The 16,438-nt window shown below is 55.8% G+C and carries 18 protein-coding genes and 1 tRNA gene; 11 read left to right on the top strand and 8 right to left on the bottom strand.

Going from position 1 to position 16,438, the window contains the following annotated elements:
- Positions 1-22: 22 nt before the first annotated feature.
- Positions 23-256 (bottom strand): hypothetical protein, encoded by a 234-nt coding sequence (locus tag AC07PQ_RS01505; RefSeq protein ID WP_493184669.1) that lies wholly within the window; start codon positions 254-256, stop codon positions 23-25.
- A gap of 46 nt (positions 257-302) precedes the next feature.
- Positions 303-551, bottom strand: a complete 249-nt coding sequence (locus AC07PQ_RS01510) for a hypothetical protein (protein WP_493184668.1) — start codon at positions 549-551, stop codon at positions 303-305.
- Between AC07PQ_RS01510 and AC07PQ_RS01515 the strand changes: the two genes are divergently transcribed.
- From AC07PQ_RS01515 to AC07PQ_RS01545, 7 genes are all read left to right on the top strand, one after another.
- Positions 550-1,287 (top strand): hypothetical protein, encoded by a 738-nt coding sequence (locus AC07PQ_RS01515; RefSeq protein ID WP_493184667.1) that lies wholly within the window; start codon positions 550-552, stop codon positions 1,285-1,287. The genes AC07PQ_RS01510 and AC07PQ_RS01515 overlap by 2 nt on opposite strands.
- Positions 1,288-1,338: 51 nt before the next feature.
- Entirely contained in the window at positions 1,339-1,767 is a 429-nt protein-coding gene (locus AC07PQ_RS01520) for a hypothetical protein (RefSeq protein ID WP_493184666.1), read from the top strand.
- Positions 1,768-1,828: 61 nt separating this feature from the next.
- A complete protein-coding gene (locus AC07PQ_RS01525; RefSeq protein WP_493184665.1) occupies positions 1,829-3,040 on the top strand; it encodes a DNA-methyltransferase in 1,212 nt (403 codons plus the stop codon).
- 243 nt (positions 3,041-3,283) lie between these two features.
- Positions 3,284-3,535: a hypothetical protein gene (locus AC07PQ_RS01530; protein ID WP_493184664.1), complete on the top strand. Its 252-nt coding sequence runs from the start codon at positions 3,284-3,286 to the stop codon at positions 3,533-3,535.
- A 74-nt stretch (positions 3,536-3,609) separates the two neighbouring features.
- The gene (locus AC07PQ_RS01535; RefSeq protein ID WP_493184663.1) at positions 3,610-3,813 is read left to right on the top strand and encodes a hypothetical protein; all 204 of its coding nucleotides are present in this window, start codon (positions 3,610-3,612) and stop codon (positions 3,811-3,813) included.
- 38 nt (positions 3,814-3,851) lie between these two features.
- Entirely contained in the window at positions 3,852-4,058 is a 207-nt protein-coding gene (locus AC07PQ_RS01540; protein WP_080768734.1) for a DUF4224 domain-containing protein, read from the top strand.
- On the top strand, positions 4,059-5,084 hold the full coding sequence (locus AC07PQ_RS01545; RefSeq protein ID WP_493184662.1) for a tyrosine-type recombinase/integrase: 1,026 nt from the start codon (positions 4,059-4,061) through the stop codon (positions 5,082-5,084).
- An 80-nt stretch (positions 5,085-5,164) separates the two neighbouring features.
- Here the strand turns inward: AC07PQ_RS01545 and AC07PQ_RS01550 are convergent.
- Positions 5,165-5,251 (bottom strand) — tRNA-Leu (locus tag AC07PQ_RS01550).
- A gap of 1,130 nt (positions 5,252-6,381) precedes the next feature.
- Between AC07PQ_RS01550 and AC07PQ_RS01555 the strand changes: the two genes are divergently transcribed.
- The 4 genes from AC07PQ_RS01555 (at position 6,382) to AC07PQ_RS01570 (ending at position 11,748) form a co-directional block, all read left to right on the top strand.
- Positions 6,382-7,104 (top strand): fimbrial biogenesis chaperone, encoded by a 723-nt coding sequence (locus AC07PQ_RS01555; RefSeq protein WP_493184661.1) that lies wholly within the window; start codon positions 6,382-6,384, stop codon positions 7,102-7,104.
- A gap of 203 nt (positions 7,105-7,307) precedes the next feature.
- The gene (locus tag AC07PQ_RS01560; RefSeq protein WP_493184868.1) at positions 7,308-8,240 is read left to right on the top strand and encodes a fimbrial protein; all 933 of its coding nucleotides are present in this window, start codon (positions 7,308-7,310) and stop codon (positions 8,238-8,240) included.
- Between the two features lie 1,808 nt (positions 8,241-10,048).
- Positions 10,049-10,702, top strand: a complete 654-nt coding sequence (locus AC07PQ_RS01565) for a hypothetical protein (RefSeq protein WP_493184660.1) — start codon at positions 10,049-10,051, stop codon at positions 10,700-10,702.
- 494 nt (positions 10,703-11,196) lie between these two features.
- On the top strand, positions 11,197-11,748 hold the full coding sequence (locus tag AC07PQ_RS01570) for a hypothetical protein (RefSeq protein WP_493184659.1): 552 nt from the start codon (positions 11,197-11,199) through the stop codon (positions 11,746-11,748).
- Between the two features lie 364 nt (positions 11,749-12,112).
- Here the strand turns inward: AC07PQ_RS01570 and AC07PQ_RS01575 are convergent, their stop codons facing one another.
- The 5 genes from AC07PQ_RS01575 to AC07PQ_RS01595 all read right to left on the bottom strand — a co-directional run bounded on the left by AC07PQ_RS01575 (position 12,113) and on the right by AC07PQ_RS01595 (position 16,405).
- Positions 12,113-12,907 carry a DNA adenine methylase gene (locus tag AC07PQ_RS01575; RefSeq protein WP_493184867.1) on the bottom strand — a complete coding sequence of 265 codons (795 nt, stop codon included), beginning with the start codon at positions 12,905-12,907 and terminating at the stop codon, positions 12,113-12,115.
- Positions 12,908-13,057: 150 nt separating this feature from the next.
- Complete coding sequence (locus tag AC07PQ_RS01580; RefSeq protein WP_493184866.1) at positions 13,058-13,543, bottom strand: lysis system spanin subunit; 486 nt, start codon at positions 13,541-13,543, stop codon at positions 13,058-13,060.
- A 29-nt stretch (positions 13,544-13,572) separates the two neighbouring features.
- Positions 13,573-14,124, bottom strand: coding sequence for a glycoside hydrolase family 19 protein (locus AC07PQ_RS01585; RefSeq protein ID WP_493184658.1), 552 nt, complete (start codon positions 14,122-14,124; stop codon positions 13,573-13,575).
- A 23-nt stretch (positions 14,125-14,147) separates the two neighbouring features.
- Complete coding sequence (locus AC07PQ_RS01590; RefSeq protein ID WP_493184657.1) at positions 14,148-15,200, bottom strand: phage late control D family protein; 1,053 nt, start codon at positions 15,198-15,200, stop codon at positions 14,148-14,150.
- A 92-nt stretch (positions 15,201-15,292) separates the two neighbouring features.
- Positions 15,293-16,405, bottom strand: a complete 1,113-nt coding sequence (locus AC07PQ_RS01595; protein WP_493184656.1) for a hypothetical protein — start codon at positions 16,403-16,405, stop codon at positions 15,293-15,295.
- Between the last annotated feature and the right edge of the window lie 33 nt (positions 16,406-16,438).

The raw sequence follows: 16,438 nt of genomic DNA on the forward strand, positions 1-16,438 counted from the left end.
GATCGCTGAACTGTAGCTGATCTCAGTTTTGAAGCTCCTCCACCAACTTCGCCCCAAGCTCTCGGCCGGCGACCTGGGCCAGGCCTCGGTCGGGGAATGTGCGATCACCAGCGACAACTGGCACCACCACTTCCCCGCCACGCTTCACCTCGACGTTGATCCGCCAGGTCTCTCGGCCTTCCTCGTCTTTCTCGCACTCCATGTAGTTCCAGAGCTGAAATCCTTCCAGCTCGTCATAGATATCGTGCTTTGTCATGGGCCTACCCGATTTGAGGAAGGCGCCATCGTACAACGCCTTGGAGTCAGGAGAGCCATAAATGCCAAGGCAACGCATTCAACCAGGCCGACACCGATAGAAAAAGCTCAATCAGGAGATTCCCAGCGACCTGAAGCAGCAGATCTTCAAATACTCGACTCATCAAACTCACCACACTGATTCCGATGCCGTGTGATTCCGGCGAAGGCTCATTTTCGCCCAAACGAAATGAACAGGGGGTGGAAAACGCAATTTGTTCAAACGACCGTTCGTCGACATCGGAGATGTTACCCATGCCCACAGAAAACAAGTCGACCGAGCCCAGGCTCAGCTTCAACACGCCAGACGCCGGTCGCGGCTATATCGCCAAGCTGTTCGAGACCACGCTCAGGCGCCATGACTACCGCCAGTACATCCGTGATCGCCTTGCTGGTGACTTCGCTTGCACGCTTGCGGAGCACTTCGAAGAGCGCGCAGCGCGCGAGCAGGCCCTACAGCAGCGCCTCACGGCGCAGGATCAGCGGGCGGACGAGCTGCAAGCCGAACTGGACGCGCTGAAAGCCGCACAGGGCATAGCAGTGAGTCAGGTCAGGTCGCACGGGTCCTGCTGCTGGGAAGACATTAGCGGCGAGTCGCTGGAGCTTGTTCGTGCGCAGCCGGAAGAGTACGAGGTGCGCACGCTCTACGCGGCCCCGCCACAGGGAGAGCCGGTGGCCTGGGAGCTTGAAGTCGAGGGCTACAAGACGACCTTGATCGACAACTATCAGCGAGCATTGTCCGAACAGGAGCACTTTCTGGGGCGTGGTCGAAATGCCGTGATCCACAACCTGTACCGAGAGCGGCCCGCGCCGGTAGCGGTGGCGTTGCCTGAGCCTACCGAAGACTGGCGCATGAACCCCTGCAAGCAAGGTCACCACGATGTAGGCGCCGCCGGCGGTGTAGCGCACTGCTACCAGTGTGACGAAAAGATCGTCGCCGCTACCACGCAAGAGGCCTTCGAGCTCTGGAACGCGGCACACCCCGGCCTGTAACCCTCCCCTTTCAACTCTCTCAACTCGGCCGCAAGGCTGAAAGGACAAGTCATGCCTATCGAAAAGATATCGTTCGTCAACGGCGCGCCGGCGAAGTGCGGGTGCCAAATGGATTTCAGCTCCGGCGGTGGCGAGTGTTCGGACGTGCTCCACGTGATGCCCTGCGCTTTGCACAGCCCCAAACCCTTCGGGCCGGTGGACGTTAAGCGCGACGAGGATGGCTGGTGGCATCACCCGGGCATACCGGACTTCGGCGGTGGCGAAGATCCAGCGCCCTACAAGGCCTGGGTGGCACAGCTGGGCCTTGAGCTGAAGACCTGGGACATGGACGCCGATCTGGCGAGCCACCCGTATTTTGACGGCGGCTGTCACTGCAATGGCTGGGATCCGCAATCACCAGGCCCCGAGTGGTTCCTGATGGGGATCTTCGATACCGAGGAAGGCCCGCATGTGCAGTGGGCTCGGCGGGTGGCGCCATGATCCTACTCAGCATCCCCGCACTGCTGTTCCTGGGCCAGCACATCTACCGAGGGCCGAAGCGATGAGCGAATACCAACTCTACAAAGGTGACTGCCTTGAGCAGTTGCTGCAGATGCCAGACAACAGCGTTGACAGCATCGTAACCGACCCGCCCTACGGCCTTTCATTCATGGGAAAAAAATGGGACCACGACGTTCCGGCGGTCGAGGTATGGGCTGAGTGCCTGCGCGTTCTCAAGCCGGGCGGTCACCTGCTGGCCTTCGCCGGTACCCGCACTCAGCACCGTATGGCTGTGCGGATCGAGGACGCCGGCTTCGAGATCCGCGACATGATCGCCTGGGTTTATGGCTCGGGGTTCCCGAAATCGCACAACCTCGACGGCGAGCATGAAGGCTGGGGCACGGCGCTGAAGCCTGCATTGGAACCCATCACCGTGGCGCGCAAGCCATTCCCGGGCACTGTCGCGGAAAACGTGCAAGCTCATGGCACCGGGGCGCTGAACATCGATAGCTGCCGCGTGAACACAAATAACGACACCGCCAGAATCAGCAACGGCGCAATCAGGGGCGGTAAGTTCGCAGCCGGCGGATCTGCCCCTGGCCCGATCGCCGGCGGGCACGACGCCGGCAGATGGCCCGCAAACCTGATCCATGACGGCAGTCGTGAGGTGCTAGCGGCATTCCCTGATGCCCCAGGCCAACTGGCTGCTGTAAGCACCAGCGACACACAGCGAGCCGGTCAAAACTGCTACGGCAATATGAAGCGGGGCCGCGGCAAAGAGGCCAGTGCAAATAGCGATAATTCTGGCGTCGTCGGCTTTCAGATGAAACCCGGAACCCGGCGACTGGATTCTGGCAGCGCCGCCCGCTTCTTCTACTGCGCCAAGACCAGTCGCGCCGATCGCCATGAAGGTCTGGCCAATCCCGGCCCGCAGTTCACCAGCGGCACCACCCTGCGCAAAGTCGAGAACGTCGGTACCACCGGAAACAACCACCCAACGGTGAAGCCGACAGACCTCATGGCCTACCTGCTGCGCCTGGTCACACCGCTAGGCGGTACCGTGCTTGACCCGTACATGGGCAGCGGCAGCACTGGGAAGGCGGCAATGCGCGAGGGCTTCCGCTTCATCGGCATCGAGCGAGACCAAGACGAGCACGGAAACTGTCTCGGGTATATGGCGATCGCCCGTGCACGAATCGAGCATGAGCGAAACAAACCGAAGCAGTTGAACTTGGAGGAGTTCGCCACAGCCCGTGTTGCAGTCGACGGATAGCCAGGACAACGGACTGGGCGAACGCTGAAACCATAGCCAGGCGCAACGCCGGCGACCATCAGACCTTTCCGGAAACCCTGCATCAACAATCTGAACTGGCGCCCGTACCGGCCAGCACTCTCGCCCCTTTACGAAGGCGCTGAACCGGCCGGGCGGCGCCACTCTACAAACTGTCGTAACAACTGTCCCGAACACAATTCTGAATAAACCTGAAGTCCCGTCATTGGCGGGCAAGGAGCCCCTATGCCTCAAGAGACCAAGACCCGCTCACTGCTGGAGCGCCTCACTGCTCGGGTAGAGAAGCGCCGAGGCGGCGACATGTCTGTGCTGGACACTGACGCCTCTCTGCACCTGCAGTCGGTCGAGGAAATCAGCAGGCTTACCGCCGAGAATTCCCGCCTTCGCAAGCACATAGAGGGCTATCGCCAGGTCAAGGACGTCCCGCTCCTGAAGAACTACGCGCCCTATCGCGACATGGACAAGCCAATCCAATAACCACCTTCTGCCGCCACGCACTGCGCCCCCCCCATCAATCACACCGGCCGGAGACGACCGGCGAGGAATCCCCCATGCCTGCAAAAAAACTCTTCGAGATCCTGGTCGGCATGCTGACCTACCTGCTGATCACCCTGCTCTGGTTCTTCTACGCCATCCCGGGCATGTGGGAGAACGGGACTGAAGCCGCAATCATTGTCGCGGCCACTGGCTCGATGCTGTGGCTGATCGCTACCGCCAGCGGCATCGTTTACATCATCCAGCGGGCCAGGCCCTGAACTCATTCTCTGCCGCCGCGGGCGGCATGGGGAGAATTATGACAATTGAATTTTTATCACATGAGGATGTGTGTCAACTGACCGGAGCAAGGACAAAGGCCGGTCAGATCGCAGTTCTCGTTCGAAATGGGATTCGCCACACGATCAAACGCAGCGGATGGCCATGCGTCATCTCAGCAGCGCTAATCGGCGGCCCGGTAGATCCGAAAGAAAAGCTAACCTGGAAGCCACGCAAGGCGGGATAAATGGGACGTAGACCGACAAAGCCCGGGAGCATTTCTCGGCTCAGGGAAAGGAAGCGCGGCAAGCTGGTGTATTTCACCTACGACCTTGGCGGAAAGCCGCGCAAAGAGATCTACCTGGGGAAGGATTACGGCGTTGCCATCATGGAGTACGCACGCCTTGAGCGTGACCGTACCGCGACAGAAGCTGCCGCGAGGGTCATCACCTTCCGCTATGTTGCGGAGAAATACCTAGTGGAGGTCGTTCCTACAAAGGGCTCGAATACCCAGAAGGACAACCTCAGGGAAATGAAAAACCTGCTGGCCTTCTTCGACGACCCGCCCGGACCACTGGACAAAGTCGAGCCAATACATATCAGGCAGTATTTGACCTGGAGATCCTCGGCGCCAGTCCGCGCGAATCGCGAAAAGGCTCTCTTCAGCGCCATCTGGAACTATGCACGCGACAAAGGTTACACCGCCCTGGCAAACCCTTGCTCCGGAATCAAGGGGAACAAAGAGACCGGCCGCGACACATATGTCGAGGATGAACTGCTGAAGCGCGTGTATGACAAGGCAGATGTAGGTCTTCAGGACGCTTTGGATCTGTTCTATCTGACCGGCCAGCGTATCGCCGACACCCTAAAAATGGACGAGCGCGACATCCGCGAAGGACGTTTAGCTGTTCAGCAAGGGAAGACAAAGGCAAAACGACGTATCGAGATCACTGGAGAGTTGAAGGTGGTTCTTGATCGAATCGTGGCAAGAAAGGCTTCCCACAAGGTCCGCTCGACGCGGCTGATCGTTTTGGAGGATGGCACGCCGATGACGACGGCAATGTTGCGGAGAAGATTTGATTTGGCCAGAGAAGCCGCTGGCGTGGCCAAGCCGGAATTTCAGATGAGGGATCTACGAGCTAAGGCCGGTACGGACAAGGAGGAGTCGAGCGATATCGTCCAGGCCCGGGACCAGCTTGGGCACACAACCGTCGTCATGACCGAGCATTACATCCGAAATAGGAGGGGCAAGAAGGTGTCGCCGACCAAGTGAATTGCGGCAACAATCTAGGATTGCGGCAATTCACTGCTTGAGTGCTCACAGCCAAAACAGCCGCAAACCCTTGATATAGATGGTGCCCGAAGCCGGAATCGAACCGGCACGCCCTTACGAGCGGGGGATTTTAAGTCCCATGCGTCTACCAGTTTCGCCATTCGGGCGGTAGCGCGGTGTTGCAGTCTGAAAGGCTTGAGCCGTTTCAGCGCCTTGCGGCAAGGGGGTGAAATATATACATCCCCTCCCTTTGAAGCAAGTTCGTTGGCGTCAAATTCAAGACTGAATATCGAGCCGGCCAATAAACAAAAAGCTCCGTAAATCATAGATCTACAGAGCTGTTTCTATCGGTGGGGGCTACGGTCGGAATCGAACCGGCGCAGAAGGAAGCTGCATGCCACTGATAAAACCAGAGATGCCAGCAGGCTATCACACCAAAAAAATCATAACCATATGATTTTAAAAGAATTATCAATTACGAGACAGGCAAAGGCAGATTTTGCCCAACCGGCGCAGGGATCCTGGGATGGCTGAACTCATGGGCCAGCGGAGCCGAAGACACAGGCCATAGGCCAAACCGCGAAGGAGCGATCAGCGAAGCCTAAGGACAGAGAAAGAGCTGCATCACTCTTCCGGATTTTTTCAGCGAGGGATTATTCAAAGGCACCACAACATCACCCGGCACAATGCCGGATCTGAATTGGCGCCCACCCTGACCAGCTGTTGGCCGTTCAGCAATCCATCGTAAACACACCTGGCCGGGCAAGCGCGACCACTCTATCCAGAGCGGCCGCGCATGTCTCGAAGACAATTCTGAAGAAACCTGAACGGCGTGAGGAAACCTGGACGTAGCCGGCAGAAGCACGCGTGCGAGTACCTCGGTTGAGCGGTGATCGGACAGGCTAGCGTATCGACGCAAGCGTTCGAGGCGGGGCTGGCTTGCTGCTTATCCAACTCGGCGAACAGGGCACAGAACTCCCTTACCCGCCAAGCCAATATCTTGAACGGGCTGCGATAGCGAGCCGGTGGATGGGACGCCATCAATATAGCGAGTAGGTCGCGCTATACCTGCCAAAAGTCGCGGAATACTCCCGATTGTGCACTTCTATCCCAGGACCCCAGGGGTCACCAGCGTTTTAAGAATCGACTGATACCTGGGAAAGTCCAGTGCCACTAGTATCCCCCAGGCATTTATAAAGGCATGCGACGAAAGCCCCACAATCAGTCGTACTGACTTATGAACACGCCATAAGGAAGAAGCGCACCGATGTCTCTTTCAGCACTTTCGAGAAATCCCATGAAAAAGTCCCTTGCCATGAGTGTGGCGTTTGCCGGACTTCTGTCGTTGTTTGCCCTGCCCTCCCATGCCGGTATCTCATTGAATGAAACTCGAGTGGTATTGGCCGGACCGAAGAAAGAAACTTCCATGCTGGTGCTGAACGATGAATCGACGCCCATCATGATCCAGTCCTGGATCGAGCCCTTCAGCACAAGCTCCGATCAGGACGTCCCCTTTGCCCTCACCCCTCCCCTGAAACGCCTGAGCGGGAACGCCCGACAGCAGTTGCGTGTCCTGTATCAGGGCCTGGGGCTACCGACGGACAGGGAGTCGGTGTTCTGGTTGAGCGTGCAGGAAATCCCCCAGAAGTCGAAGGATGAAAACACCCTACAGATTGCCGTGCGCCAGCGCATCAAGTTGTTTTACCGGCCCGCCGGCTTGCCCGGCGACGTTGACCAGGCCCCCTCCAGGCTGCAATGGCGCAGGGTGTCCAAGGAGGGCAAACCGGGCCTGGAAATCAGGAATGACTCTGCGTTTCACATTTCTTTCGGCACGGTAAACGTCAAGAGCGGTTCGAACAGTTATTCGGTTCCCGCGACCATGCTGCCCCCCTATTCAAGCCAATCATTCGCGATCGAGGGGGCATCTTCCCTGGCGCCAGGCGGAGCAACAAAGATCGAGTTCGAAAGCATCAACGACGATGGCGTAGCGGTACAGCACTCAGGCGACCTATCCAGTTGAGCCAGGTTAAAGGTCAGAACTCTTTGTTTGTCGCTGAACCCAGCGTCTTGTTATCGGCTGAATATCACTTCTTAGTGAAATACACACTTCGCCAACAATCTTCGCCCAAACAAAGAAAATCATTTCCGAACGCATGGAACCAGGGTGTGCAAGAGCAATTCACCCACGAACCCTATTCAAGGCCGATCAGAGAGAAACAGGCAATGAAGACCACAGCAGAAAGAATTTTCAGCGCAATATTTATCGTGCCGCAACTGTGCGTAATAGCATTCACAGCCCTCGCCGTGTCACCGGCCGCGAAGGCAGCAGATGTAACAGCATTCGGGCTGGATCTCTCGATCCCGAAAAACACGGCCAGCGGCACCATACTGGCTCGACATTACATCACTCCGCAGCAGACATGCGGCCAATCGAAGTGCACAGTCACAAAAGTTAACGCCTACCCAAGTGGCGGCGCAACAGGCTCAACCTCACCAATAATGACCACAAACGTCTCAGGCATATCGACTCGTTTGTTGATCAATGGAACAGCCTACGGAAGTTCATATCCAGAGGTCGCGTTCACCCAGCCAATCGAAGTACAGTTGCTCAGCGATGGTCGCCAAAATCTAGGCGGCTCCCTGGCAGGCGCCCATGCTTCACCGTACTACTATTCCCTCAACACTCAAGAAGCTGGCACCAGACTTGCTATCTATCTGAGAGGCACTATCACCCCGATCGACGGCACCTGCTCGGTGCCGAACCAAACGGTAAAGCTACCCAAGACCTTGCTGAACCGCCTGGACCGCATCGGCTCGACAGCCGGCACCCAGAGCTTCCAGATACAGATCAACAACTGCCCCAAGGGCTATAACCGGATTGGCTATACCCTTGATCCGGTTGGCGGCGTGATTGCGAACTCGCCTGGGGTATTGCCGCTTACTGGCGGTTCGACCGCCAGCGGCATAAAGATCCGGGTTGAAAACGCCCAGGGCGCTCCGGCAACCATGGGGAACTCGATAACGGTCGATGGATACAACAAAACGGCAGGTGGCTCGTTTGCCATTCCGATGCAGGCGTCCTACATCAGGACTGATGCGACGGCTACACCCGGAACGGTAAACGGAGCAATGACCGTGTTTCTGGATTATCGGTAACCCTTCCCGCTCGTTATCCTGCTTGCCTCCTTCGAACCAACGGCAGGAGGCTTCGCCAGTCGAGCCCATCGCCTCCACACAGCGGACGATGCCCCCCTGCAAGAGCCGGCTGGAAAAAAATGGCGCCCAGCCCACCCATCTCGCAGCCAAAGTCCTGCGCACGAACGAAGGCTCCCATGAAGGCTGGTTCGCCGATCAGAGACACCCGATCCAGCGGCTCCGTCGCGTCTACCGCCTGGCCCCAACGATGGAACGCCTACTTTCCTCCAGCCAATAAAAAAGCCCGTAGATCATTGATCTACGGGCTTTTCAGTTTGGAGGCCGAGGTCGGAATCGAACCGGCGTAGGCGGATTTGCAATCCAGATAAAATATCAATAATTTCAATAGCTTAATGATAAATCCGTTCCGCAAGCACCATTTTCTAGAAAGGCTGGAGCCCACAGCCTATGCGGGCCCTGATTTTGATTGCGGAACTGGTTTACAGGTCCTCCTAGCGATTCAGAACCCAATGACAGTCGCCGCTCTACAGGTTTCTAGCTCAACCCCGCCCCAAGAGTCCGACCAGCTCAGCCTCCTTCATCCGACAAACGGTAATCGCCGCACTGCGCCTATTTTTTGTAGTGAACATGCTATCGAGGTCCGCCCTAGAGCTCTTACGTATATAGAAATTATAAGAATACTTGCAAAACAGAAAATTCTGCACCGCATTTTCACTTAAGAACTGAGCCTATAAAAAAAAATATCATTAATACATTGTAAGGTCTCGGAAGACACCGAACCCACCACAAAACTAGAGAAGGGATTCATTATGAATGCGATTGTTGCCTTAGTACACACAAACCAAGCCGATCTAACTGATCAGTCCCATTCCAAATGCGTTTACAACCAAGATGCTAATGCCAAGAGTCTATCAACGAGCGTTCTAATTTATCACAGCGATGAAAGTAAAGTACTCTGGAAAACAACCCTTAGTTCGAGCACGCCAACCGTCACGCTCCCAGCAGACGTAGAGTCTGGTGATGCAATATTGATGTCCGGCGCAAAACTCGAGTTAAATCAAAATCAAGACAAGACATTCTTTCAAATCAAATTTACCGGAACTATCACTGGAGACACTCCATCCCCAGCGTCATTTAACCAAAAGGTCCTTTCCACATTCTCCGTAACTGGCTAAGTTGTAATCTATAGCCTCAAAGAAACCAGTGAACGGGCAGTCCCCGGTTTCTTTGAGGCGAAAGATAGACCAACACTATTTAGCTACGCGTGAACGAGCTCCTTGAAACATAGGACATCGTTTCCCCCTTACAATAAGGGATAGGCAAACGACTATGTTAAAGATAAAACCATCGAAGTACTCGGCGTAACAAGCTAGTTGGCTCGCTGGGGATAGGGATTCGAACCCGACCGAATGACTCGACAGGTCGCAATAGACCTGTATTCGCTGGGTCAAAAGGAAGCGCCGACGGGCTGTCGCGGCCTATTTCGGCCCCGCGTTTGCCCTAAATTTGCCCTAAGCCTCACGACCAACCATAGCGATGTATGTCACATGTACGGAACCTTTTGTCGTGCGGCACATGTTCGTGATACTGGTCATTGAGGAAGGAGCCCATGACACGCAGTTTCGTGAGATACGGCGCCTTTCTCCCCCATTCCGCATTTTGTCCTGAAGCTACCTCCACACGCCGTTGTGAATCTCCGTTTGCTGTCTATGCTGCTAGCTGGATAGCCTTGTTATCCATGTCATATTTTCGTTGGATAGTCATTACCGTCCTCGCAATACCCCCTCAGAAAAATAAGGACTTTCAGCATGTACGCACGCATTGATCCGAGCCGCTGGAAAATTACTGAGACTGTTGCGGTTGAACGTCGTGATCAACTTCTAAACGCCCCGGACTTTCAGATCATCGTAGATCGCTTAGTTGAAAAAACCGATAAAATTTTGGTGGTACGAGAACAGTGTTGCGAATTCCACGACTATTTTAGGGTTGTAGCCACTCTTCACTGCACTCAGTCGCGTTTGGTGGACTTTTTCCATAACGCAAACACCGGATATCGTGCTCAATATCTAGAGAGCCCATCCCTAGGGGATGCGGCAAACGCCTACTGCTCGCAACAATTCGCCAGCTTGGTTGAGGCTAAGGTTAGAAAAAAGCTTCCCGGGCACTGGAGTTTAGATTGGGCATCGGAATCAATCCACAGCAAGTGCGCGAAATCATGGATATACCAGGGCCTGTGGATCCGGAACGCACGCGAAGATTGTGAGGACCTGAAGGTCGATGCGTGGTCACCTAAATATGGTACTGATAAAGATAAACGAAAAAAAGCGCGTTATGGTCGGCAACTGCCCGGAGAAGAAAACCGTATTGTTCTTAAAGGCGGGTGGATCTCGATAGACTTGAAGTGCCTCGGTTCACTGAAGTCTGAAAGAGCAAATGATATCCATCGTTACGGATTCACATGATCGTGACATAACCCAGATGTGCGCTCGCCGCGCTTTGTGCACAAGGCAGAGGCCGCGGCCTGGGCTTGCAGGAAGGGTCTGCGGGCTCGGCGGGCCGGGCTGGATGTTGACGCATCCACCCGGCTCGCCTCTTTTACTTGGTGACCTCGCGAACGTAGGCCTGACAGGCCTTCAACGCAATTTGAACCCCTTCCTTATTATCCGTAGGCCGCTTTAGGCCAGCAAATACGCGTTAAGCGGCTTTGGGCAGTTTCCTATAAAGGCCTTTAACGGCCCACGTCTTTCCCTAAATTTGCCCTAAACATTCCGACACTTTTCAGTTGCGTAATAGCATCGGATTTGACCAATTTATCTTTTATACACCGTGAGCTTTTCCGGTGACATGTAGCCATCCTCTTATTCGACTCTCTGCTTCCTCAGCTTCTTGCGAAAAGCTACGCCTGTGCTACACCTAACATTCATTCAAGGAAGTTATTCAATCAAAGGATTACCCAATGACAATCTACAGAGTTTATGTCCGAGGACACGGTGGCGAAAAGGCGCAGAAGTTGCCTCCATCAAAGGATCTTCCGATCAGCATGATCACTCTGGGTCAGTTTGGCAGCACCATGTCCGATGAAGTCGCGGATGACTATATCTATCGTCATCGCGGCATTGATGACATCAAGGCTCAGATCAGAAACGAGGTCGTCATCTACTGGACCAAAGTGCAGCGCGACGACTGGTATGACAATCATCACCTGAACTACTCGCGGCCCGACCTAGGCATCGATACCTATGAAACCCTGACCCAGAACCTCGTGCTATATGGAGACAGTAAAATCGGCGATTGCGGCGTTTGTTACTGGAACGAGCCGAAAGCGGAGTTGACGTGGATTGTCAAACTGCACCATGAAGAAAAGATTCTCCTATCGGAGATCCTTGCGAAGTTGCAAGGCTTGCTCCACGGGGAGCAAGACTCCATCGAACTGTTCTGGACGGCCTGCCTGGATGCTAAGTACTGGAGCGGCAACACCAAGAAGGTCTCTTTCAACCCTACCAGGTAGGCGGTGGGCAATGGCTGAATAGAAAACTCAAAGCATTGATGAAAGCATATCCGCCGATTCATTTCAAAGTAAGAAACAAAGGCCCCGGCTACGCCGAGGCCTTTGCTTCAGAGTGCTTGTAGTCGTTCGGCCTCTTGAAACCCCACCCACTTCCCTTCCGAGTTCATCCCCCGTTAGGTCAGCTCACGCCAAGCTAATTCGTTTAGGTCAACCTCCCCACGCACTACTGCGGCGAGAATACTGGCGGGGATTGTCTGAAGGTACATGTCGGCGGTTTCCATGGGGTACTCACTTTGTTTGCGTAGCCACAGTAACGCTCTGTTGAAAGCGTATAGCAAGCTGATCAGGTCCCCCGGAAGCAGCATCAGAACAGCCCTCCTAACGCAGCCGGCTCCCAGTTCATGATCACCAGTTCGCCAGTGACCTCGGCCTTACCTTGCCGCTGGTTCGTGTTGGTGTAGCGGATATCCAGGGTCTCGAAGTGGAAGCCGTCGAAGGCCCGCCGGATGTCCGGGTGGTCATTGATGCTGACCATCACCCTGCCCTTGCAGCACCGCATGAAGTCGGCCATGCGCTTGTACTCCTCGAACGGGAAGTCGAGCCCGTAGCCGGCGGTCTGCCAGTATGGTGGGTCCATGTAGAAGAACGTGTGCGCTCGATCGTAGCGCTCGGCGCAGTCGAGCCAGGACAAGTTCTCGACGTAGGTACCGGCGAGGCGCTGCCAGGCCGTCGAGAGGTTCTCCTCGATGCGCAATAGGTTGATGGCCGGACCCGTGGTGGCGGTACCGAATGTCTGGCCAGTGACCTTGCCACCGAAGGCGTGCTGCTGCAGGTAGAAGAACCGTGCGGCGCGCTGGATATCGGTCAGAGTCTCGGGGCGAGTCATCTTCTGCCACTCGAAGATCTGGCGGGAGCTGAGCGCCCACTTGAACTGGCGGACGAACTCTTCCAGATGGTTCTGCACCACGCGGTAGAGCGTGACCAGGTCACCGTTCAGGTCGTTGAGCACCTCCACCGGGGCTGGCTGGGGGCACATGAAGTACAACGCAGCACCGCCGGCGAAGACTTCGACATAACATTCATGAGGGGGAAAGAGGGGAATCAAGCGGTCGGCTAGGCGGCGTTTGCCACCCATCCAGGGGATGATAGGAGTAGATATTAAGAGCAAGACCTTTACTGTATATATAAACAGGCTCTAGGCTCGCCGCGCTTTGTGCACGGAGCAGGAGCCTTGGCTGGACTTGCAGGGGCAATCTGCAGGGACGGCGGCCGGGGTGGATGTTGACGCATCCAGACCGGCCGCTCCTTTTCACTTCTGTGTAGATACTTTTCTGGCGTACGCCTGACAGGCTGCCAGGGCGATCAGTCCTTGATCGCCGTCGCTGGTGATTCCGATAATTCGTTGAGCATGCGCTGGGTCAAGTCGGGCGCGTGCGGCTCCATGAACCACGCCGCTGGCGGTGGTGGTGGCCGGCACTGCACATCCGCTGCCGGAATCGGTAGCCTCGAGGAGGACTGACAGGCGCAGATCAGCAGTGGCAAGACGGTCACGCAGGCGACCTTGATCACGTTGTGCATCGCTTAAAACTCGGTAATGGGTTTGATCACTGGCCTGCAGCTGCTGCTCCAGGGCCAGGCGTTTGTCTTGTTCTTCACGCTGCCGAGCAGCTGCGGCCAGATTCAGCTGATTGAAGCTTTCCGCCTGCAGCCGGGCTTGTTGCTCCAGCTGCTTGCCGTAGCGCCAGTCCTGCAGGATCCAGCCACCCCGGCCCCCCAAGGCCAAGCCCAACAACATCAAGCCAGCAAGCCGCAGGTCCAGCGCCTTCACATCAGCACCTGCTCGGCGCGCTTGTAGATCGCCAGACGATCGTCCAACCCGTTGAGTCCGCCGTTGATCCGTCGGGTGATTGCCTCGAACGCCGACGACCCCTTGTCGGCCAGCGAGTTGAGGCCGGCCAGGTGCCAGAACCAACCGGCCGAGTCGGCAGCGTGCTCCGGACGCTCGAGGAGCTCCGGATGGTTGAGCAGATCGAGGCCCAGCGCTTCGCCGCAACGCTGGTAGTTGGCACGACCGGTCACTTGGATCAGGCCACGGCCGCGGTACTTTTGGCCGTCGCCGTCAGCTTCGAGCGTGTTGCCCAGCCGCGCAGCGAGCTTGCCGGTGTCGTACTTGGCCAGGTACTGATCGCCGCCCAGCTCGCGGACGTAGCGTAGCTGGCCGGACTCATGGCCGACCTGAGCCAGGAACGCACGCTTACGCAGCGGGGTGACGATGCCCCACTTCACCATCGACGCGTTCAGTACAGGAAGAAAAACGCCGGCTTGGGTGCCGGCGTTGGGGAGGATCTGCTGCAGCTGCTTGAGGGTGACAGTCATCTTGGATCTCCAGTTATGGCCACTCAGGCCGGTTTCACATCGACCACCTTCAGTGGCTTGTCGGATTTCTTTTTCTTGCCCTTGGCCTTTGCCTTGCCCTTCTTGCCGCCGTTGCACTCCACCGCGGTCGACCAGCCGGAGGCATCGAAGGTCTGCTCGACGCTGTCGACCAGGTACTGGCCATCCAGCCCCTGCTTGAAACCCTGGGCGTTGATCAAGCGCTCGGCGAACAGGTCGGTGCGCCCGGGCATCTGCAAGCGCACGCTGGCAGTGGTGCGGTTGAACGCCGCGAGCTTCGCCTTGGCCGCCTGCTCGGCTGCGGATTTGTTCGGGTAGATGTGTCGATCGGTGTGCACGCCCGGCAGCCCGGACGGAGCGTCATCGTTACCCAGCTCGACCACCACCAACTTCCCGGTCTTTTTGTCCTGGTGCTGGGTCTTCACGGCCTTCTGTGCGCTGCGGTCCCCGAGACGGAACTGCCACCGGCTCACGTCCGCAGGCGTGATAGTGACCACGCCAAAGGCCTTGCCGCTGGCCCCCTGGCTGGCTTCACGGGGCAGGACCAGCAGCTTGCCGTCCGCGACTTTCGCGGTGCAGTCGTATTGCTTGGCCAGGCGGGTGATGAAGTTGAAGTCCGACTCGTTACGCTGGTCGACGCGGTCGACCTTGGTCTGCACGGGGCAGGCCGGTGCCCAGCCATTGCGAGCCGCAATGTCGCGGACGATCTGCGACAGCGGCACGCCCTCCCAGTTGCCGCTGCGCGTGGTCTTGCCGCTGCCACGCATGTCGCTGGCCTTGCCCCGGATGACCATCGTGCGTGGCGGCGCGGAGACTTCGATCTCATCGACGGTGTACCGCCCGAGGCGGGCCAGCGCCTGCCCCGCATAGCCCAGGTAGACCTCGATCCGCGCCCCTCGGGCGGGTAAGGCAACCGCTGCATCACGGTCATCGATCCGCAGCTCGAACTCGTCGGAGTCCATCCCAGGCTTGTCGGTCGTTCTCAGCAGCAACAACCGGTCATTGATCAGCGCCGTGATGTCCGCGCCATCAGCGACGATGCGAAAGGTAGGTTGCATAAGCACTCCGGAATAAAAAACCCCGCATTGAGCGGGGTTGGTATGAAAAGGATGAACTCGGACCGACTTCCCGGATTTTGTACATTAACCAGTCAGGCTGGCGTAGTCGGTTCTCGCTTAACCGTCTTGTCGGAGACATCAAGCTTCTTGATGATTTCCATAATTATTTCATGGGTGTTAATTGGATATGAATCGCCGCCGACCTTCGAAAAGTCTTTACCACCAAATATTCTAGAAGCAATGGCGGATTTGATCTTGTGACGCTCCTCTTCAGGTAAAGAGGCAAGAAACGGCGAGACAGCTTTCATATCGAGCGAGGTCTGAAGATGTTGATATTGTTGCTCGCGATGCTTAGCTGACTCCCTAGCCAAATATGCGGCGGGTACCGAAAGTAGAAACACCAAGCTGACCCTGCTTAGAAACTTATCCCAATCGAAAGAGTTTCCAATTGTAGAGAGCACGGCACTGAACAAGACCGCTACGATCAAGAACATGCATACGAGTGCAGCATATCTCAACCAGTCCGCCATCTTCTTTTCTTCCGCAGCGCTTTTGTCATAGTCGCCCGCAATAGCGCGACCCGCAACGTGTCCAAGGATTTCGTTTATTTCCGATTTTTTCTCTTCAATAAGCACCAAGCTATCAGTATATACTCCGACAATTTTTTCGATTTCCTGGTGCGCGTCAGCTTCTAGCTGTTTGATTCTCACTTCAAGCTCAGCGATTCTTACTTCATCTTCGCCAAGCTGTCTCTTAATTCGTTCACCCTGCTGACTATATTCAATCAACTGAGCATTGAGCTTGGAAACCGTACCATTCTTTGAGCGAAGTTTTAGGTCACTATCAAGCAACCCTTCGTCACTGGGGGATTGCTCAACAGAAAATAACTCATCGCTCGCTACTCGCAGTTCATGACAGAGCGATTCCAGTGCAGCCGCAGCATCTACTATTTCCGGCGTTGACTTGTGCTGTAAAATTAACGCAAGAAACATCGCCTCACTTGATATTTTCTTTGAAGAAGTCTTAGTTAATTTATGCACACCAGTAGCTAGGGAATTCCCAAACCTATGCAAATGCCCATTGAGACTTTCACGTAAAGCGCGGATATCAACAGTAATATCTGAAGTCTTCATCATATCAAAGATCTTCAATATGGAACCTTCGACTTGCTCTACGATTCTTCTAATATCTTCAATTTTTTCCATGTTCATCCGTTAACTACCCCGACTGTAAAATCC

This window comes from Pseudomonas sp. GW821-FHT09E12 (genome assembly GCF_059416085.1).